General features: G+C 66.7%; 20 protein-coding genes. 9 read left to right on the forward strand and 11 right to left on the reverse strand.

The genetic code is table 11. The features are described 5' to 3' along the window. Positions 1 to 61: 61 nt before the first annotated feature. Positions 62 to 436, forward strand: coding sequence for a YchJ family protein (locus H7J06_RS28820; RefSeq protein WP_264042879.1), 375 nt, complete (start codon positions 62 to 64; stop codon positions 434 to 436). Here the strand turns inward: H7J06_RS28820 and H7J06_RS28825 are convergent, their stop codons facing one another. Beyond that, entirely contained in the window at positions 437 to 703 is a 267-nt protein-coding gene (locus tag H7J06_RS28825) for a helix-turn-helix domain-containing protein (protein WP_264042881.1), read from the reverse strand. It abuts the gene before it with no gap. 85 nt (positions 704 to 788) lie between these two features. On the opposite strand from H7J06_RS28825, the gene map reads away from it, so the two are divergent. Further along, a complete protein-coding gene (gene map / locus H7J06_RS28830; RefSeq protein ID WP_264042883.1) occupies positions 789 to 1,577 on the forward strand; it encodes a type I methionyl aminopeptidase in 789 nt (262 codons plus the stop codon). Here the strand turns inward: map and H7J06_RS28835 are convergent. Both H7J06_RS28835 and H7J06_RS28840 read right to left on the reverse strand, forming a co-directional pair. Continuing rightward, positions 1,547 to 2,029, reverse strand: coding sequence for a hypothetical protein (locus H7J06_RS28835; RefSeq protein ID WP_264042884.1), 483 nt, complete (start codon positions 2,027 to 2,029; stop codon positions 1,547 to 1,549). The two genes, map and H7J06_RS28835, sit on opposite strands and share 31 nt — an antisense overlap. Positions 2,030 to 2,070: 41 nt before the next feature. Next, on the reverse strand, positions 2,071 to 3,741 hold the full coding sequence (locus H7J06_RS28840; RefSeq protein WP_372515426.1) for a purine-cytosine permease family protein: 1,671 nt from the start codon (positions 3,739 to 3,741) through the stop codon (positions 2,071 to 2,073). A 155-nt stretch (positions 3,742 to 3,896) separates the two neighbouring features. On the opposite strand from H7J06_RS28840, the gene H7J06_RS28845 reads away from it, so the two are divergent. Then, on the forward strand, positions 3,897 to 4,574 hold the full coding sequence (locus tag H7J06_RS28845; RefSeq protein ID WP_264042886.1) for a phosphatase PAP2 family protein: 678 nt from the start codon (positions 3,897 to 3,899) through the stop codon (positions 4,572 to 4,574). Here the strand turns inward: H7J06_RS28845 and H7J06_RS28850 are convergent. Next, a complete protein-coding gene (locus H7J06_RS28850; protein ID WP_264042888.1) occupies positions 4,528 to 6,024 on the reverse strand; it encodes a bifunctional phosphatase PAP2/diacylglycerol kinase family protein in 1,497 nt (498 codons plus the stop codon). The genes H7J06_RS28845 and H7J06_RS28850 overlap by 47 nt on opposite strands. Before the next feature lie 117 nt (positions 6,025 to 6,141). On the opposite strand from H7J06_RS28850, the gene H7J06_RS28855 reads away from it, so the two are divergent. Continuing rightward, a complete protein-coding gene (locus H7J06_RS28855; protein ID WP_264042890.1) occupies positions 6,142 to 6,795 on the forward strand; it encodes a L,D-transpeptidase family protein in 654 nt (217 codons plus the stop codon). On the opposite strand, the gene H7J06_RS28860 is transcribed toward H7J06_RS28855, so the two are convergent. Then, entirely contained in the window at positions 6,796 to 7,254 is a 459-nt protein-coding gene (locus H7J06_RS28860; protein ID WP_264042892.1) for a nuclear transport factor 2 family protein, read from the reverse strand. Positions 7,255 to 7,471: 217 nt separating this feature from the next. Between H7J06_RS28860 and H7J06_RS28865 the strand changes: the two genes are divergently transcribed. From H7J06_RS28865 to H7J06_RS28875, 3 genes are all read left to right on the forward strand, one after another. Then, complete coding sequence (locus H7J06_RS28865) at positions 7,472 to 9,244, forward strand: Hsp70 family protein (RefSeq protein ID WP_264042893.1); 1,773 nt, start codon at positions 7,472 to 7,474, stop codon at positions 9,242 to 9,244. A 78-nt stretch (positions 9,245 to 9,322) separates the two neighbouring features. Continuing rightward, on the forward strand, positions 9,323 to 9,595 hold the full coding sequence (locus tag H7J06_RS28870) for a hypothetical protein (protein ID WP_264042895.1): 273 nt from the start codon (positions 9,323 to 9,325) through the stop codon (positions 9,593 to 9,595). A gap of 1 nt (position 9,596) precedes the next feature. Then, positions 9,597 to 10,013: a hypothetical protein gene (locus H7J06_RS28875; RefSeq protein WP_264042897.1), complete on the forward strand. Its 417-nt coding sequence runs from the start codon at positions 9,597 to 9,599 to the stop codon at positions 10,011 to 10,013. On the opposite strand, the gene H7J06_RS28880 is transcribed toward H7J06_RS28875, so the two are convergent. The 5 genes from H7J06_RS28880 to H7J06_RS28900 are packed head-to-tail and all read right to left on the reverse strand — an operon-like array spanning position 10,014 to position 15,687. Then, positions 10,014 to 11,021 (reverse strand): ABC transporter ATP-binding protein, encoded by a 1,008-nt coding sequence (locus H7J06_RS28880; RefSeq protein WP_264042899.1) that lies wholly within the window; start codon positions 11,019 to 11,021, stop codon positions 10,014 to 10,016. Then, positions 11,018 to 12,019 carry an ABC transporter ATP-binding protein gene (locus H7J06_RS28885; protein ID WP_264042901.1) on the reverse strand — a complete coding sequence of 334 codons (1,002 nt, stop codon included), beginning with the start codon at positions 12,017 to 12,019 and terminating at the stop codon, positions 11,018 to 11,020. The genes H7J06_RS28880 and H7J06_RS28885 overlap by 4 nt, the downstream gene beginning before the upstream one ends. After that, the gene (locus H7J06_RS28890) at positions 12,016 to 12,978 is read right to left on the reverse strand and encodes an ABC transporter permease (RefSeq protein WP_264042903.1); all 963 of its coding nucleotides are present in this window, start codon (positions 12,976 to 12,978) and stop codon (positions 12,016 to 12,018) included. The genes H7J06_RS28885 and H7J06_RS28890 overlap by 4 nt, the downstream gene beginning before the upstream one ends. A 4-nt stretch (positions 12,979 to 12,982) precedes the next feature. After that, positions 12,983 to 14,020: an ABC transporter permease gene (locus tag H7J06_RS28895; protein ID WP_264042905.1), complete on the reverse strand. Its 1,038-nt coding sequence runs from the start codon at positions 14,018 to 14,020 to the stop codon at positions 12,983 to 12,985. Next, entirely contained in the window at positions 14,020 to 15,687 is a 1,668-nt protein-coding gene (locus H7J06_RS28900) for an ABC transporter substrate-binding protein (protein ID WP_264042945.1), read from the reverse strand. Before H7J06_RS28900 ends, H7J06_RS28895 begins: the two co-directional genes overlap by 1 nt. Positions 15,688 to 16,139: 452 nt before the next feature. Between H7J06_RS28900 and H7J06_RS28905 the strand changes: the two genes are divergently transcribed. Continuing rightward, on the forward strand, positions 16,140 to 16,790 hold the full coding sequence (locus H7J06_RS28905; protein ID WP_264042906.1) for a hypothetical protein: 651 nt from the start codon (positions 16,140 to 16,142) through the stop codon (positions 16,788 to 16,790). A 40-nt stretch (positions 16,791 to 16,830) separates the two neighbouring features. Further along, on the forward strand, positions 16,831 to 17,694 hold the full coding sequence (gene rfbA / locus H7J06_RS28910) for a glucose-1-phosphate thymidylyltransferase RfbA (protein ID WP_264042907.1): 864 nt from the start codon (positions 16,831 to 16,833) through the stop codon (positions 17,692 to 17,694). Here the strand turns inward: rfbA and H7J06_RS28915 are convergent. Next, complete coding sequence (locus tag H7J06_RS28915; RefSeq protein ID WP_275080026.1) at positions 17,653 to 18,789, reverse strand: fatty acid desaturase family protein; 1,137 nt, start codon at positions 18,787 to 18,789, stop codon at positions 17,653 to 17,655. The two genes, rfbA and H7J06_RS28915, sit on opposite strands and share 42 nt — an antisense overlap. Between the last annotated feature and the right edge of the window lie 125 nt (positions 18,790 to 18,914).

Here is an 18,914-nt window from a genome sequence, read left to right on the forward strand (position 1 = left end):
CTGCCTGTGGATGGTTTCGGCACGGCACCGAGATTTCGTGTAATGGGGCAGGCTGATCGTCGTGAGCGATTCATTCGGTAGTCCGTGTCCCTGCGGCAGCGGCACCGTGTACGAGGCGTGCTGTCAGCCGCTGCACCACGGCGAGCGTCAGGCGGCCACCGCCGAGGAACTCATGCGATCGCGATACGCCGCCTATGCGACGGGTGAGGCCGACTACCTCTTTCGCACCTGGCATCCGCGCACGCGGCCCGCGACGGTGACGGTCGACGCTGATCTGGTGTGGAAGGGTCTGCGGATCACCGACGTCGTCGCCGGCGGCCGCGACGACCACGTCGGCGAGGTTGAGTTCATCGCTGCCTACGACGACGCGTCCATGCACGAGCGCAGCCGCTTCGAACGGCGCGGCGGTCGCTGGGTATACGTCGACGGGGACTAGTCAGATCGCCATGCGCCGGTCGACGGTGCCCTGCCACGCCTCGGCGGCGTCCGCCAGTGGCATGCCGAGTGCGGTGCAGAGTCCGATGACGGTGCCGAAGCTGGGGCTGGGGATTCGGCCGACCTCGATCTTGCGCAGCGTCTCGGGGGAGATGCCGGCAGCGCGGGCGATCACCTCGGGATCGCGACCGGCTCGTGCGGCTCTGATCAGCGCGCCGAGGCGTTGACCGGCCGCAACCTGTTCTGGGCTCAGGGGTACGCGCACCATGCGGGCCAGCATAGCCGGTATTCATATACCGCTACTGATACCGTGGGCTCGGTATAACAATACCGAGCCCGGAAGGAGGCCACGCATGATCGAATTGAAGTCCGCCGACGAGATCGACAAGATGGCCGTCACGGGGGAGTTCGTCGCGCAGGTACTGGCCATCCTGTCGGACGAGGCTCGGCCCGGCGTCGACCTGATGCAGCTCGAACTCCATGCGCGTCAGCTGGTCGCCGATCGCGGCGCGACGTCCTGCTACTGGGACTACGCGCCGTCATTCGGCCGCGGACCGTTCCGCAACGTCATCTGTCTGTCGGTCAACGACGCCGTGCTGCACGGCAAGCCGCGCGCATACGTGCTGCGCGCCGGTGACGTGCTGAGCCTGGACTTCGCGGTGTCGATCGACGGCTGGGTGGCCGATTCCGCGGTCACGGTCGTCGTCGGCGACGGCGCGGATCCGGCCGATCGCGCGCTCGTCGACTCGACGCGACGAGCCCTGGCTGCCGGCGTCGCCGCGGCCGTGCCTGGCGGTCGGCTCGGTGACGTCTCGGCCGCCATCGGCGAGGTCGCCGCCGACGCCGGGTACCGCGTCAACCTCGAGTTCGGCGGACACGGCTTGGGGCGGACGATGCACGAGGATCCCCACGTCCCCAATCGCGGACGGCGGGGGCGCGGAATGCTGTTGCGACCGGGGCTGACCCTGGCGCTGGAACCGTGGTGGAGCCGCGGCAGCGACCGGCTGACCCTCGACGCGGACGGCTGGACGCTGCGCTCGGCGGACGGTTCCAACACGGCGCATTCCGAGCACACCATCGCGATCACCGAGCACGGCCCCCGCATCCTCACTCAGTGCGCGGGCACGCCACAGACCGAGTAGACGAACTTGGGTGGCACGTCGAAGCTGAATTCGCGTTCGGGAAGCTCCGCGAGCACCTCGGCCGGCAGCGGCGTCTTGTAGTGCAGCGACACCGAGCCGGCAAAGGTGGGGTCGACGACGGACAGATCGGACCCGCTGAGCGTCAGCCCCGACTCGTCGAGAGTGGCCTGAACCATGCTGCCGCCGGGCGCATTCCACTCGTGGTCGACGGTCCGATCCGCCTTGTTCGGCACCGAGGACAGTGTGCCGAGAAGGCGTCGACGGGTCAGTGCCACCGCGCCCACGTAGCTGCTGAGGTTGCCCTTGGCGACCTTGCCCGGCACCTTCCCGGAGAAGCGGTAGGTCACCGGGACGAACTCGGCCAGGAACAGCACGCCCTCGGCGTCGACCTGGGCGCGCATGTCCTCGGGCAATCCGCCGATGCCGAGCATCTTGCGCAAGAAGACGGCCATGGTCGAAGACTATCGACCATGGCCGTCCTGTCGCGCAATTTCTACGTTTGAGCTGGGAGGACGTTTTCGCCCGACTTGTCGGTCGAGAGACACAGCGAGCAGATGTAGCCCTCGACGCTGGCGGACTTGATCATGTCTGGTCGCTCGTAATCATGGTGGCAGACATGGCATTTGAGGTGAGCGTCCGACGGGTTGCCATGCTCGTCGAGCATCGGCAGGTCGATCCCGTCGTCCGTGCGGCGCAGGTAGTACTTGCCCTTGGTGGCGAGCGCGATGATCGGCGGCAGCACCAGCCCGAGGCCGATGGCGACCAGCGGCGAGTACGGCCGGATGGCCTCGCCCAGACCGCCGAAGAAGGCGATCACCGAGAGGCCTGCCGCGATCAACATCGAGCCGAAGCCGACCGGGTTGAAGGAGTAGAGCATGCCGCGGCGGAACTCCGGTTGCATCGGCGAGAGCTTCAGCAGGTACTTGTTGAACACGATGTCCGACGCCACCACCACGACCCACGCCATGCCGCAGTTGGCGTAGAAGCCGAGAATCGTGTTGAGGAAGTCGAACATGTTCGCCTCCATCAGCACCAACGCGATCAGAAGGTTGAAGCCCAGGAACACCAGGCGGCCCGGGTAGGTCTTGGTGACCCGGGTGAACGAGTTGGTCCAGGCCAGCGAGCCGGAGTAGGCGTTGGTCACGTTGATCTTCACCTGGCTGATGACCACGAGCACCACGGCCAGCGTCATGGCGAGCCACGGCGGCAGGAAGTTCTGGTAGATCTCCAGGAACTGGTGCACCGGCTGGTTGGCGATGCCGGCGCTGTTGGCGACGTTGGCGATCAGGTACACGGCGAGGAACAGGCCGACGATCTGCTTGATGGCACCGAAGATGACCCAGCCGGGGCCGGCCAGGAACATCCAGGTCCACCAGCTGCGCTTGTTCTCGGGCGTCTTCGGGGGCATGAAGCGCAGGTAGTCGTTCTGCTCGGCGATCTGTGCGATCAGCGACAGGCAGACGCCGGCAGCCAGCAGCGTGGACCCGAGGTCGAAGCCCTGCACGCCGTTCTCGCCCTGGTAGGCGAAGAACTGGCTGACCGACTCCGGGTGGCTGACCACCAGGTAGACGAACGGTGCGACCATCAGCACCAGCCACAGCGGCGTCGTCCACACCTGCAGTGTCGAGAGCACCTTCATGCCGTAGATGACGAGCGGGAAGATGATCAGCGTCGAGGCTGCATAGCCGATCCAGAGCGGGATGCCGAGGCCCAGTTGCAGGCCCTGCGCCATGATCGAGCCCTCGAGGGCGAAGAAGATGAAGGTGAACGTCGCGAAGATGACGTTGGTGACCACCGACCCGTAGTAACCGAAGCCGCTGCCGCGGGTGACCAGGTCGAGGTCGATGTTGTAGCGCGCCGAGTAGTAGGCGACCGGGAAGCCGGTCAGCATGACCACGACGGCAAAGATGAGGATGCCCCACAGGGCGTTCGTGGTGCCGTAGGCGATGCCGATGTTGGCGCCGATGGCGAAGTCGGCGAGGTAGGCGATGCCACCCAGCGCCGAGATGCCCACCACCCGCGTCGACCACTTGCGGTAGCTGCGTGGGGCAAACCGCAGCGTGTAGTCCTCCAAGGTCTCCTTGGTGGCGGTCATCTGATCCAGGCCCGCGTCGAGGCCCGTCCCGACGGGCGCGTCAGGCTCCTTGCTCAGCTCTTGAGTCATGTTTTGCAAGGTAAATCCAGGTTGTTTCGGCATTGTGACAACCGTGTTCCCAGCACAAGCGAAAAGGGCTCGCGCTGCCGTCAAGAGTCGGGGTTGTGACGGCAGCGCGAGCTCTAACCAACACATCGGTGCGGTAGTGAAGGGTGTTACACGTGATGCCAATTAATTCGTCGGCGCGGCGATGGTGGCTGGCCGGGCTGTGCTGCGCCGTCTACGCGCTCCTCTGGGTCGGCTGGGTTCGGGACTGGGGCTGGCTGGTCTCGGCCGACACGTCGATGTTGGCGGCGGGCTGGCGCGTGGGCGCCGATCACCCCGCGTGGGTGACCTTCTGGGACGTGTGGTGCACCGTGTTCTCCCCGGTGGTGATTCGCATCGCGACCGTCGGGTTGATCGTCTACGCCCTCAGGCAGCGCCAGGTGCGTACCGCGGTGTTCCTCGTCGTCTGCGTCGAGATGGCCGCGGTGCTGACGGAGTTGCTGAAGCGGCTGGCCGACCGACCCCGGCCGGCGACCGCCATGGTCGACGCGCTGTCGACCTCGTTTCCGTCCGGCCACGCCCTTGGCACGATGGCCGCGGCGCTGGCCCTCGGGGTGGTGTGCCTGCCGAAACTGCGACCGAACCTGCGACCGTGGGCGGTGGCGGCAACCGTCGTCGTCGTGCTGACCGTCGGGGCCGGTCGGGTCGCGCTCAACGTCCACCACCCGTCCGACGTCGTCGCCGGCTGGGCGATGGGCTACGTCTACTTCGTGCTGTGTCTGCTCATCCTGCGCGGTGACCGAACCGGGGTTACGGAAGCGGACGAAACACCGGCAATGCCCGGTAGCGCACGGTGAAGGTGGCCTCGTCCAGCTCGTCGGCGAGTTCGCCGTCGTGGGCGAGCAAGGTGGGGCCGTCCACGGCACGGAAGCTGAATTCGGGCACGCGCAGTTCGTGATAGAGCGGGCTGCGGACGAGCCGCCCCAGGGCAAGGGAGGTCAGGATGCGCGTCTTGCTGAACCGCTTCTCGGTCTCCAGGATGCGCACGTCCATCAGGCCGTCGTCCATGCGCAGTCGGCGCGACGGGGCGAAGCCCGACGGCAGATAGGACGAGTTGCCCAGGAAGAACAGTGAGGTCTGCAAGACCTTGTTGTCGTACTGGATCCGCACCGGCTGGCCGCGTCGCAACGTGTAGAACATCGCGTACACGCCGGCCAGCGGCTTGCCGATGCGATGTTCCAGCTTTTCCCGCTTTTGGACGAACGCGGGGTAGGCGCCGATGCTGGCCGTGTTTATCACGGTGCCGGTTTCGTTGAGGCGCAGGACGTCGACGCATGCGACGGTGCCCTTGCGGATGGACTCAACCGTTCGGGCCACGGTGTCGCAGCCGATGTCCTTGGCGAAGTGGTTGAACGTGCCGCCGGGGAAGACGGCGAGCGGGCGTTCGGCGGCCAGGGCCACCCCGGCCGCCGCCGCCACGGTTCCGTCGCCGCCGCCGACGGCAAGCACCTCGGCTCGCTCGGCCGCCGAACTGAGGACCTCGACGACGTCGTCGCCCTTCTCCAGCTCGACGATCTCCATGCGCGGCAACGCTTCTCGGGCCTCTTCGATGACCCGCGCGCCCGTGCCGCTGCCCGAGGCGGGGTTGATGACGAGGACGACGCCGGCACCGTCGGGTCGCTTCAGGGTGGGTATCCGCAGCGGGTCGGCCACCGGCACGCGCGCCTCGACGATCGGTGGCACGATCCGCGCACCGGCCACGGCGATCGCGGCGCCGAGACCGAAACCGGCCAGCACGTCACCGGGGTAGTGCGCACCCGTCGCGACTCGGGACACGCCGACCATGCCGGCGAGCAGGGCCAATCCGAGGCCGGCGGGCGCGTTCTCCAGGCCGACGCCGACGGCGAAGGCCGCCGCGCTGGCCGAGTGGCCCGACGGCAGCGAGTTCGAGGTGGGCATCCGGCGGGATCGTCTCAGCACGGGGACCGCGGCCCACTCCGGACGCGGTCGCTTCCACACCCGCTTTGCCACCTGGTTGGCCACCAGGCTGGTGACCGCCAGCGAGGCGACGCCACGACCGGCGCCGCGTTGTAGCGACGACTGCCTTGTGGCCGTCAGTGCGGCCGCGATCGCGAACCACAGCTTCGAGTGGTCGGCGGCGGCCGTCAGCTTCGGCATGAAGCCGTCGAGCAGCGGGCTGGGTGACTCCGCGATGGCCTCGAACACCTCGCGGTCCAGGGTGCCCAGACCGGCACCGATCTGGCGGATGCCGCGGTGCCGGTTCACGAGCCTTCGCAAGGAATGCATGACCCCCAACCTAGTGGGGTCGGGTAGGCGGTCTTCGGCGCAACTCACCTCGCCAGCCACGGATCGTTGCTCAACCTTTACTTGACCTCGAGGTTCAGGTGTGTTGACGTTGACGACGTGCGCCGACTGCTGATCTCGCTGTGCGCGTTCGTCGTCGGGCTGGTCCTGGCGCCGACCGCCCGGGCCGAGTTGACGCCGTGGTTCGCGCCCGGTGTCGGCAACGCGACCCAGGTCGTTTCCGTTGTGGGCGTTGGCGGCTCGAACGCCAAGGTCGACGTGTACGAACGCACCGCCGCCGGCTGGCAGGCCGTTGCGGCGGGGATTCCCGCTCACGTCGGCGAGAAGGGCATGGCTCCAGAGACGCACGACGGTCAGATGCTCACGCCAATGGGCATCTTCACACTCGACTTCGCCTTCGGCACCGCGCCCAATCCGGGTGGCGGCCTGCAGTACGTGCAGGTCGGTCCCGACCACTGGTGGGACGGCGACATGAAGAGCCCCACCTACAACACGATGCAGGTGTGCAAGAAGGCGCAATGCCCGTTCGACACCAACCCGAGCAGCGGCACCGAGAACCTACGGATACCGCAGTACGAGCATGCCGTGGTGATGGGCGTCAACAAGCAGCGCGTGCCGGGGAACGGCGGTGCGTTCTTCCTTCACTCCAGCGACGGTGGACCGACGGCCGGGTGCGTCAGCATCGACGACGACACCCTGGTGGGGATCATCGAGTGGCTGCGCCCCGGCGCGTTGATCGCCGTCTCGAAGTGATCAAAGGGCTACTGCGCGACCGGCTTTCACGTTGAAGTCGAGCGCCTTGGTCGAGAAGGACGCGTCGTAGGTGCGGTCGTACCCGGTGACGCTGATCTTCCAGCCGTCGGGGGTGCGCCGGTAGCGGTCGCGATAGAACCCCGCGCCGATCAACATGAAGTCGAACTTGGGGACGATCACCTTGTCCTGCAGGTACCAGATGGCGGTCGCCTCGTCGCCGTCGACCTCGATCTCGGGGTGCGTCACCCGGTGGTCGGTGATGACGTCGGCGGGCATCGAGGTGCGCATGAACTCGACGAGGGTGGCCCGATCGGTGAAGTGGTGCGTCTCGCCCAGGGATTCGCCGTAGTCACCGATGACGTCCTCGGTGAGAGTGTCGGCGAACTCGTCCCAGTGCTTGGTGTCGAGCGCGCGCAGATACCGGTACTTGACCCGCTGAATGTCTTCGATGTCACCCATTTGGCCATTGCAACACAGGGGGGCTCGCGACGTAGGCCCTTGCCGCAAATGTCGTTGACGTCCGCGTCAACGACCCGTCGAGCAAAGAGCGCGGTTCCCCGCGTAGCTGTGTGTCGTCTATGAATCCAAAACGATGCTGGCAGAACGATGTTCGTGGTGTCCCTTGCGGAGTGTCTGGCACTGTCACGACGCCGCCCGGGTTATCGTGGACGGCGTCATGAGCGATCCGTTGGGGTTGTCGATCGGGACGACCAACCTGGTCGCCGCCCGCGTTGGCAACCAGCCCGTCATCCGTCGCTCAGTGCTGTCCCGCGCCGGTCAGGTCCTCAGCGGATTCGTGGAGCGGGTCGGCGATCCGGTGCCGTTGGTCGGCCAGGACGGCACGTCCTACCGCGCGGACCTCCTGATGGTCGAGGCGCTCGACGCCATGGTCGTCGACGTTGGCAGTGACGCGTCCTCGCAAATCGCCCTCGCGGTGCCCGCGCACTGGAACGGTGCCACCCTCCGGTCGCTGCGGGACGCCATGCGAACCACTCCGAGCCTGTCGCCAAACGGCGTGCCCGTGCGGCTGGTGTCCGATGCGGTGGCGGCGTTGACCGCGCTGGCGGCCAACCCCGGTCTTCCCGTGCGCGGCGTGGTGGCGCTGCTGGACTTCGGGGGCGGCGGCACCAGCGTCACCCTCGCCGACGCGACCGCGTCCTTCGAGCCCATCGAGACGACGCGGGTGACCGACTTCTCCGGCGACCATCTCGACCAAGCCCTGCTCGCGCACGTGCTCGACGGCCTCGCGAACGAGGTCGACCCCGCGGGAACCGCCGCGGTGGGCTCACTCAGCCTGCTGCGCGAGCAGTGCCGTCTCGCCAAGGAGGAACTGTCCGAGGCCGCGACGACGGAGATCCGCGTCGAGCTGCCCGGCCACCAGACCACGGTGCCCGTGACGCGAGACCAGCTCGACGCGCTGATGGCGGCGCCCCTTGCCGCCGTGCTGGCCGAACTCGACGAAGCGTTGCTGCGCAACAGGATTGCCCCAGCCGACCTGTCCGCCGTCGTGGCCGTTGGTGGCGGTGCGCGCATCCCGCTGGTCACCCGACTGCTGACCGAGGCTCACCAGAACGCGTTCGTCACCACCCCGCACCCGGCGTTGGACGCTGCGGTCGGCGCGGCGCTCTTCGCGGCCTACGGGGCCGACGCCGACGCCCAAACCGGGGTGGCGCCCAGCCCGTTGACGACGGGTGCCTGGCCCGCCACCGCCCCCGCCGAGGTCGCGCCGGATTCGTCGGCGTTCCGCGCGCTCGCGTGGTCTCAGGACGACGACACCGTCGGCGACCCGACCCCGTACACCGGGGAGGATCCCTACGCAGATCCGTACGCGGACTCCGGCACGACGCGCGTCGTCGCGCAGTACCACCCACGGCAGGACGACGAACCACGGTCGTGGCTGCGGCTGCCCCAGTTGCTCGTCGGCGTCGCGGCCGTGGTGGCACTGGTCGCGGTGGGTGGCGTCGCGATCGCCCTGACCAGCGCCACCGACGAGACGCGGCCGACGCCGACCACCGTCCCCGTGACCGCGACGTCACCGCCTGCGCCGCCCCCGACCAGCATCGAACCGCCGCCTCCGCCGCCCTCGACCGAGCCGCCGGCCCAGAACGTCGTCACCGTGACGAGCGAGCCACCGCCCCCACCCCCGCCGCCGTCGACCGAGACCGTCACGGTGGAACGTCCCGTCACCACCACCACGACGCAACCGACGACCACGACGACGACACCCACGACCACCACGACGACGCCCACCACCACGACTACGACTACGACTACTACGACGACGTCGAGCACGCCGACCATGACGACGAGTTACATCACCGTGCCCTTCGTGCCGGTGCCGATCCCGATTCAGGTTCCGGCCACCCCCACCCCCACCCCGGCGCCGTACGTGCCGTACCAGCCGTATGCGCCGCCGGTGTATCAACAACCGCCGCAGTTGCCCTACTGACCTTCGCGAGCCCAAGGCCGAAGGAACGTCACAGTTGCGTTCCAGGTTTCCCGCGGGTCGGCGGTTCACGATCTGTCCATGACCGAGAAGAGATTGCAGACCGACGGTTTGCGCGTGAAGGTGCTTGGGCTGGCCGGAGCCGCCGCGTTCGTCACACTGGGGGTCCTCAGCCTCGGAGACGGACACGCCACCAACGGTGGCGTCGACCTGGCGGGTTCGGGTGACGCACCCGCCAGCACCACCTACGTCCAACCGACTGACAACGCCATGACCATGGGCGCCACCGCGACGTGGACCACGCCGACGACCGTGGAGCCCATCGCCAAGGCCGCACCCAAGAGCGGGTCCTGAGATGCGCAAGGTAGCGGGCAGCGTGGTGCTCGCCGCCTCGGCAGTGCTGTGCTTCGGAGCCGGTGTGGCGCAGGCTGGTTCGGCCCCCGACGTCGTCGGACAGAAGTACAGCGATGCCCAGACCGCGATAAGCGGCGCTGGCCTCACGGCCGTCGTCTCGACGACCGTCGGCGATCAGGAGGCGTGGCCCGACTGCATGGTGACCAACACGGTCGCCCGCACCGTGCCCGCACCCGAGAACAGCTCGGGGTCGGCGACCAATCAACTGCTCGTGTCACTGAACTGTGAGGCGAGCGAAGCTTCTGCGACGAAGCCGGGCTTCTCGGCAGCCAGCCCGCAGGGGCGTGCCGCCGCTGCGGCTGCGGCGTCGTCTTCTGCGGCCGCAGCAGCCTCGGCGTCGGCCGCACCGTCTAGCTAACTAGCTCGAATCTGCTGACACCGCCAGGTTGCGCGGGTGGTGGCAGGCCGCCACGTGCGCGCTCTGCAACTCCTCCAGCCGAGGATCGTCGACCGTGCAGACCTCCGTCGCCCACGGGCAGCGGGTGTGGAAGTGGCAGCCCGACGGCGGATCGATGGGGCTGGGCACGTCGCCCTCCAGGACGAGTCGTTCCCGTGCCAGGTTGAGCTTGGGGTCGGGGATCGGCACCGCGGAGAGCAACGCATTCGAGTAGGGATGCAGCGGGTGATCGTAAAGGTCTGCCGCAGGCGCACTTTCGACGATCCGGCCGAGGTACATCACGGCGACGCGGTCCGAGACGTGCCGCACGACACCGAGATCGTGGGCGACGAAGAGGTACGACAGACCGAGCTCCTCCTGCAGATCCTTGAGGAGGTTGATGATTTGGGCCTGCACCGAGACGTCCAGCGCCGACACCGGCTCGTCGGCGATGATGAGCTTGGGCTGTAGGGCCAATGCCCGGGCGATCCCGATCCGTTGACGCTGGCCGCCGGAGAACTCGTGCGGGTAGCGGTTGGCGTGCTCGGGACTCAAGCCGACGCGATCCAGCAGATCCTGGACCCGTCGGCTGACGTCGCGGCCACTGGCCAGCCCATGCAATTCCATGGGTTCACCGATGATCTGGCCGACGCGCTTGCGCGGGTTCAGCGAGGCGTAGGGGTCCTGGAAGATCATCTGCATCTGTCGGCGCACCGGGCGCAGGCTGCGACGCGACTGGCCCACCAACTCCTCGCCGAGGAATTTCACCGATCCCGACGTCGGCGCGGTCAGCTGCAGGATGGCCCGGCTCAGAGTGGACTTGCCGCAACCGGATTCGCCGACCAGGCCCAGGGTTTCGCCCTCGTTGATGGTCAGGCTGACGCCGTCGACCGCCTTGACGTGGGCGACCACGCGGTCGACGATCACCCCGGACTTGACCGGGAAGTGCTTCACCAGGTCGGTGACCTCGAGCAGGGGTTCGCCACTCATGACGCCACGTCCTTTCGGAGGCCGATCCGACCGTCGACGTCGCGCAGTCTGCGCTTGTCGTCCGGGCTTAGCCAGCAGCGGTCACCGTCCAGGGGTGGCGGCTCCGAACACTTGTCGAACTCGTGCGGGCAGCGGGCGGCGAACCGGCAGCCCGTCGGCGGATTCAACAGCGACGGAGGCATTCCCGCGATCTGAGCCAACCGCGCCGGGCGTGGCTGGTCGAGCCGCGCCAACGAGCCGAGCAGCCCCCAGGTGTAGGGATGCTGGGGATCGTAGAAGAGCTTCTCCAGGGTCGCGTCCTCGACGATCTGGCCGGCGTACATGACGGCGACGCGGTCGGCGATCTCGGCGACCACGCCCAGGTCGTGAGTGATCAACACGACCGCCAGACCGCGTTCCCGGTTGAGATCGTCCAGCAGGCGCAGGATCTGGGCCTGCACGGTGACGTCGAGCGCCGTGGTCGGCTCGTCGGCGATCAGCACGTCCGGATCGAGCGCCAGGGCCATCGCGATCATCACGCGCTGACGCATGCCACCGGAGAACTCGTGCGGGTAGTTGCGGGCGCGCCGTTCGGGATTCGGGATCCCCACCGACCGCAACAGGTCGACGGAGGTTTCGCGGGCCTCCTTCTTGGAGACCTTGCGATGCGCCCGGATCATCTCGGCGATCTGGTCACCGACCCGGTACACGGGGTTCAGCGACGTCATCGGGTCCTGGAAGATCATCGCGATGCGCTTGCCGCGGATCTCGCGGAACTCGTCGTCGTCGAGCTGGATGAGGTCCTGTCCGTCGAACTCGACCGACCCCGTGATCGTGGCATTGGGTGCCCTGGTGAGGCCGAGCAGCGTTTGGGCCGTGACGCTCTTGCCAGACCCGGATTCCCCGACGATGGCGAGGATCTCGCCCTTGTCGAGGGTGAAGGACACACCGTCGACCGCGCGTACCACTCCGCCGTCCGTGGCAAAGCGTACGGCGAGGTCGCGTACCGACAGCATCATGCGGGTGCCGCCTCTCCGAGTCGAATGCGTGGGTCGAGGAAGGCATAGAGGATGTCGACGACCGTATTGAAGAACACGATGAAGAACGCACCGAACATCGTCACGCCCATCAGCGGGGGCAGGTCGAGACTGCCGATGGCACGACCTGCGTAGAGCCCAACGCCGTTGATGTTGAACACCGTTTCGGTGAGGATGGCGCCGCCACCGACCACCGCGCCGAAGTCCAGTCCGAACAGCGTGACGATGGGGATCATCGAGTTGCGCAGAACGTGCCGGATGCGCACCTGGCGCTCGGGGAGACCCTTGGCTCGGGCGGTGCGGACGTAGTCCTCGTTCATCACGTCGAGCATGTTGGATCGCAGCACCCGGCTGTAGAACCCGACGTAGAGGATCGCCAGCGTCAGCCAGGGCAGGATCAGATGCGACGCCCACCTCAACGGATCGGTGGTGAGCGGAACGTAGCTGCTGGTGGGGAACAGCTGCACCTTGAAGGTCAGGAAGTAGAGCAGGATCGCGGCCAGCCAGAACACCGGCATCGAGATGCCCACCAGCGACAGGATCGTCAAGGCGCGGTCGGTGAACTTGCCGGAGTGGATGGCGCTCAGGTAGCCGAACACGACCGCCAGCGCCATCCACAGCACCGCCGCGCCGATGGTGAGCGACAACGTGGCGGGCAACCCGCGCCAGATCTGGTCGGTGACGTTCTGTGCGCTCGCGTACGAGGTCAGGGTCCCGGTGAAGATCTTCTTCATCAACGTCAGGTACTGCACCCAAATCGGTTGGTCCAGGCCAAGATCCGCACTCACCCGGGCGATCAGCGCGGGGTTGGCGTTCTTGCCGGCGATTCGAATGGCGGGGCTGGAGTTCGGGATCACGTTGAAGATGAGGAAGACGATCACCGAGATGGCGAAGAGCACGGCGATCATCCCGGACAGTCGCCGGGCGACGAAACGAAACATGGGGCTAGTGCTCCAGTCGGATCTTGGCGCGGGGATCGAGGGCGTCACGTAGACCGTCGCCAAACACGTTGAGCGACAACACCGTGAGCACGATCATCAGGCCAGGAATGATGGTCAGATGTGGTGCGGTGTAGATGGTCTGGTAACCGTCGGCGATCATGGTGCCCCACGATGCGCTGGGGGGCCGGACACCCGCCCCGAGGAAGGACAGCGCTGACTCCAGCAGCATGTCGTTGGCGATGTTCAAGGTGAAGAACACGATGATGGTCGACACCACGTTGGGCAGCAGTTCGGTGATCATGATGCGTAGCGAGCCCTTGCCCTGGGCGACGGCGGCCTCCACGAACTCCTTCTCCCGCAGCGCGAGGATCTCGCCGCGGATGGGCCTGGCCATGTAGGGCACGTACACCAGCCCGATGATCAGGATCGGAATCCACACCGAGTCACCGGCGATGGTGGTGAACCCAAGGCTCAGACCGCCCACCGCCAGCGCCGTTCCCAACGCGATGCCCAGCAGCAGTACCGGGAACGCCCACACGACGTCCATCACCCGCGAGAGGATCGCGTCGATCCAGCCGCGGTAGTACCCGCACAGCAAGCCGACGACGACCGCCACGATGGTGGTGATGGCCGCGGAGACCACGCCGATGAACAGCGACGTCCGTCCGCCGTAGAGAAGCCGCACCATCACGTCGCGACCGTTCTGATCGGCACCGAGCAGGTACTGACCGCGCAGCCCGGGGCCGATCGGCGTGCCGTCGGGGGAGACGATGTCGACCTGCTGGCCGCCCACGTCGATCGTGTCGGTGATGTGGTTGGCGTCCGGGGTGGTGTGTGCCACGTGATCCGCCCACAGCGGGGCGGCGAGGCACAACAGCACGATCAGGATGAACAACACGCCGAACCCGAGACTGACCTTGTTGCGGCGCAACCGAAGTCCGGCCAGATACCAGGGGCTACGCCCCTGGATCTGGGCGGCCGGAACTCCGGTGGGAAGTGGGGGCTCGTCCGCCACCTCCACCTCGCTGAAGGGAGCAGCCATTACTTGATGGCGAAGGAGGAGAAGTCCTGGCTGAACAGCAGATGGCGGTAGCTCTTGTCGAAGTCCATGCGCTCAGAAAGGAAGGTCGTGTACTGCTCGTTGCCGTACGGCGCCCACGCCGCCTGCTCCATGTAGGCCTTGTCGAGCGCTGCGTACTGGTCCTTCACGCCCGGATCGTCGATTTGCTTGGTGCGTAGCTCGTTCATCTTGGCGTCGAGCTCGGGGTAGCTGGCCCGGGAGTAGTTGCTGCCGTTGGTGGGCAGTATGTTGGCCCCGTTGAGCAGCGGCCGGAAGAAGTCGTCCGGGTGCGGGAAGTCCTGAAACCAGTCACCGAAGCCGGTGTCGATGTCGGGCGTGGACTGGTTGCCGATGGTGGCCCAGTACACGTCACCGGAGATCACCTTCAGCGTGGCGTTGAACCCCAGCTGGGACAGCACGTCGTGGTAGTACTCGCCGATGCGCTTGCGGTCCGGCTCGTCGTCGGTCCACACCGTGATGTCCTTGTCGGCCGGGTTGGCCTCGGCCATCAGCTGCTTGGCCTTGTTCATGTCGGGCCCCGGGAAGAGCTTGTATTCCTGGTATCCCGGCATACCCGGCGGCAGGATCTGCTGAGACGGGTGCAGGCGGCCACCGAAGACCCGGTTGAGCGCCTCGGGGTCGATCGCGTAGTTCACGGCCTGACGCACGCGCAGATCGTTGAACGGCGCGGTCTGGTTGTTCATCCAGAAGTAGTAGGTGTTGATCGAGTCCTCCATGCGGAAGCGATCCGCGAACCGCGACTTGACCTCCGCGAGCCTGTCGGCATCTGGCGGATCGGACATGTAGTCGACGCGGTTCTGCTCGATGTCGGTGACCTGCGCGGTGTTGCTCTTGTTCTGGGTGATGGTGATCTTGTCGACTCCTGCGTCGGCGACTTCCGTTGCGCCGGCGTCCTTTACGGTCTTGAAGTTCGGGTTGCGCTCCAAGGTCATGGTCTGCGGCGCCTGGACGCTCGAGATCATGAACGGGCCGCTCGACGGCGGCGGGGAGTTGGTCGCGTCCTTGTCCAGCGGGGTGCTCGGCGGGACGGGCGCGGCGAAGGTCAGGCCCAGGATGCTGTCGAACGTGCCGTTGGGTTCGGTGAGGTTGATGGTGATGTCACCGGTGGCGTCGTCGGTGACGATGCCACTGATGGTCTTGGCCGTGCCGCCGGCGTAGTCCTTTGCGCCGACGATGGTCTCGTAGAACACCGAGCCCCCGGAATTGGCCTTGAAGAGACGCTGAATGGCGTAGGTGAAGTCCGACGCCTTGATCGGCGTGCCGTCGGAGTACTTCATGTTGGACCGCAGCTTGAGCTTGTAGGTCTTGCCGTCGGGGGAGACCGTCGGCATTGCCTCGGCCAGCCCGGGGACGACCTTCGTGCCGTCCTCGCCCTTGGCGTGCTTGTAGGTGAGCAGCGGGGTGTAGACGTTGTAGAGCGTCTCCCAACCCTCGACGGTGTAGGACAGCTGCGGGTCGACGTAGTCGGGGAACGACGTCATCGTCACGTTGACCTCACCGCCGCCGCTGCCGCCGCTGGCGCTGCTGCCGCCACTACTGTCACCGGTGTCACCCCCGCACGCGGCGACACCGAATGTGGTCAGTGCCGCGACGACGGCCACGGTCACCGCCTTGCGCATCTTGGTCATCTGAGATCCCTTGGTCATGTGTCCCGACGGTGTCCACTACGTGTACGCCTCCCGCCGAGGTGCCATTGCATCTTTTCCGAAAAACGGCGGATGGCAACTCGGGCGTTCAGGAATGGACACCCCGCGGCAACCCTCTGGCCTGCGAAATCCCAGGACACGGGCTTCATGCGGGGGCCCTCGACGGGGCCGTCCGGGGTTGCTGCGCCTGCTCGTCGCCGTCGCCACGAGGCTGGCCTGGGCCGGAATAATTACCGTCTGCGTGCCGTTGGACCGGAAAATTAACGACTACGTGGGTTCGTCCCCGAAGGTAGCCGACCACGGCGTCGGCCCAGGTGGTATAGACCGTCGGAAAAAAACCTTCAAAAAAACTGAGCGTTTCGGCGCGTCGCCGTCGCGCCCCGCCGGTGTCGGCGTCCCAGCACTCGATGCCGCACTGGGTAACATCCAACGTCGTGGCGCGTAACGACGGTCCCGGCGGACCCCAAGACGACCCGTACTACTCCGATGGCGAGCCGACGCAATACGGCGGATACCCCCGCGGCGACTCGCAGGCGTACAGCGAACCGACGATGGCGGCCAACTACGGAGCGCAGGACCCGTACGGTCAGCAGCCCGGCTACGGCCAGCCCGAGTACGGACAGCCGCAGCCTCCGGCGGAGCCGCCGCGTCCGTGGTACCGCACCCCGCCCGGCCTGGTGAGCCTCGGCGCGGTGGGCGTCATCATCCTCGCGCTGATCGTCTACGCCATCGTCTCGCTCACCGGCGGCGACGACTCGAGCACCACGTCCACCTCGTCGACCACCTCGTCGAGCGCCGCCACGACGACGTCGGGCGCCGAGTCCGTCGTGCCAGCACCGGGTGGCGGTACCGAGACGGTGACCCAGACGGAGGCGCCGAGCACCACCACCGACTCGTCGGAGGCCTCGACCACCACCAGTCCGACGACGACGACCACCACGACGACCACGACGACGACTCCGACCACGAGCACGACCGTGTCGACCAGCACCAGCACGAGCACGAGCACGGTGACGCAGACGGTGACGGTGCCGCCGACCCAAGCGCCCCAGACGCCGAGTGGCGGTGGGGCGGCCGCGGGTTAGCGCCTGCGGCCGCATGTCGGTTCTGTCCTAGGGTGCTTGCATGCGGGGAATCATCCTGGCCGGCGGCACGGGGACGCGGCTCTATCCGATCACCGTGGGCGTGTGCAAGCAGTTGTTGCCCGTGTACGACAAGCCGCTGATCTATTACTCGCTGTCGACCCTGATCATGGCGGGCATCCGCGACATTCAGGTGATCACCACCGCGGGTGACGTCGAGGCCTTCACCCGACTGCTGGGGGACGGCTCGGCGTTCGGCACGAACATCACCTACGCGGTACAGGATCGTCCCGACGGGGTCGCCCAGGCCTTCGTGGTCGGCGCCGACCACATCGGCGACGATTCGGTCGCATTGATCCTGGGCGACAACATCTTCTACGGTCCAAGTCTGGGCACCAGCCTGGCCCGCTTCTCCGACGTCGACGGCGGCGCCATCTTCGCCTATTGGGTGGCCAACCCGTCGGCGTATGGCGTCATCGAGTTCGGCGACGAGGGCAAGGCGGTGTCGTTGGAGGAGAAGCCGGCCACTCCGAAATCGCACTACGCGGTGCCGGGACTGTACTTCTACGACAACGACGTCGTCGAGATCGCCAAGTCGCTACGCCCTTCTGCCCGTGGCGAATACGAGATCACCGACGTCAACCGGACCTACCTCGAGCAGGGCAAGCTGGGTGTGGAGGTGTTGGCGCGCGGCACGGCGTGGTTGGACACCGGAACCTTCGATTCGCTGCTCGACGCCAGTGACTACGTGCGCACCATCGAGCGTCGGCAGGGCTTGAAGATCGGCGTGCCCGAGGAGGTCGCCTGGCGGCTCGGCTTCATCGACGACGACCAGCTGGTCGAGCGGGCGCACTCGTTGCTCAAGTCAGGGTACGGCGCGTACCTCTTGCAGTTGCTCGACCCGTAGCCGCGGTGGACGAAAACCGTTCTCCGTGAACCTGTCCGGTAGGGCCAGCGTGCACACGGTGCGCACGGTCATCAGGTACTGCTTGATCAGGTGACCCGTCGTGTAGGGCAAGTCGTAGGTGTCGCACAGTGCTCGTACCCGCGTGGCGATTTCGGCGTACCGGTTGCTCGGCAGATCAGGAAACAGATGGTGCTCGATCTGGTAGCAGAGATTGCCGCTCATGAACGCCATCACGGGTCCGGCATCGAAGTTGGCGCTGCCCAACATCTGTCGTAGATACCACTCGGCCTTGGTCTCGTTCTCGAGCGTCTCGGGCTCGAACTTCTCGGCGCCGTCGGCGAAGTGGCCGCAGCAGATCACCACGTACGCCCAGATGTTGCGCAACACGTTGGCCGTGACGTTCGCGCCGAGGGTCCGGCGCCACCGCTTGAGGCTCAGCGCCGGGAACAGGGCGTAGTCCTTGCCCATCTGACGGCCGATCTTGCGCAGCAGTGCGCGATTGTGCACGGACTTGGGCACGTCGTTGTCGGCGCGTTCGTGTTCGGAGTACAGGTCGTGCAACGCGATGCCCCACTCGAAGCCAAGTGCCAGCAACACACTTCGCAGCGGTGCGAAGAGGTAGCTCGGATTCCACTCCTGGTCCCTGGTCACCCGCAGCACGCCGTAGCCGAGGTCGTCGTCGACGCCGACGACGTTGGTGTTCACGTGGTGGCGGTAGTTGTGGGAATAGCGCCACTGCGACGACAGGCCCGCCATGTCCCACTCCCACGTGGTGGAGTGGATCTCGGGATCGTTCATCCAGTCCCATTGGCCGTGGCCGACGTTGTGGGCGATCTCCATGTTCTCGATGCTCTTGGCGGCGGCCAGCCCGAGGGTGCCGAGCCACCAGCCGCGCCTGCCCTTGGTGGCGGCAATCGTCAACCGCGAGGCGACTTCCAGCGCGCGTTGGAAGTTGATCGTCCGGCGGATGTAGGTGCGATCCCTGGCTCCGCGGCTGGCTTCGACGTCGCGGCGGATGTCGTCCAGTGCCGCGGCGAGCGCGTCGAGGTCGGATTCAGTCAAGTGGGCGTACTCGGCGACGTCGGCAATGGCCATCGGTTCATCGGTTTCTGATCGGTTCGGACGGCCCTCAGGTGAGGGTCGCGAATCGGCAGGGTCTGGGCCCAAGTCGCGTGTGCAGAGGCTCCGCGAAGTAGCTCGGCCCCCACCCGTGTAGGTGA

This window comes from Mycolicibacterium hodleri (genome assembly GCF_025822245.1).
GTDB lineage: Bacteria > Actinomycetota > Actinomycetes > Mycobacteriales > Mycobacteriaceae > Mycobacterium > Mycobacterium hodleri.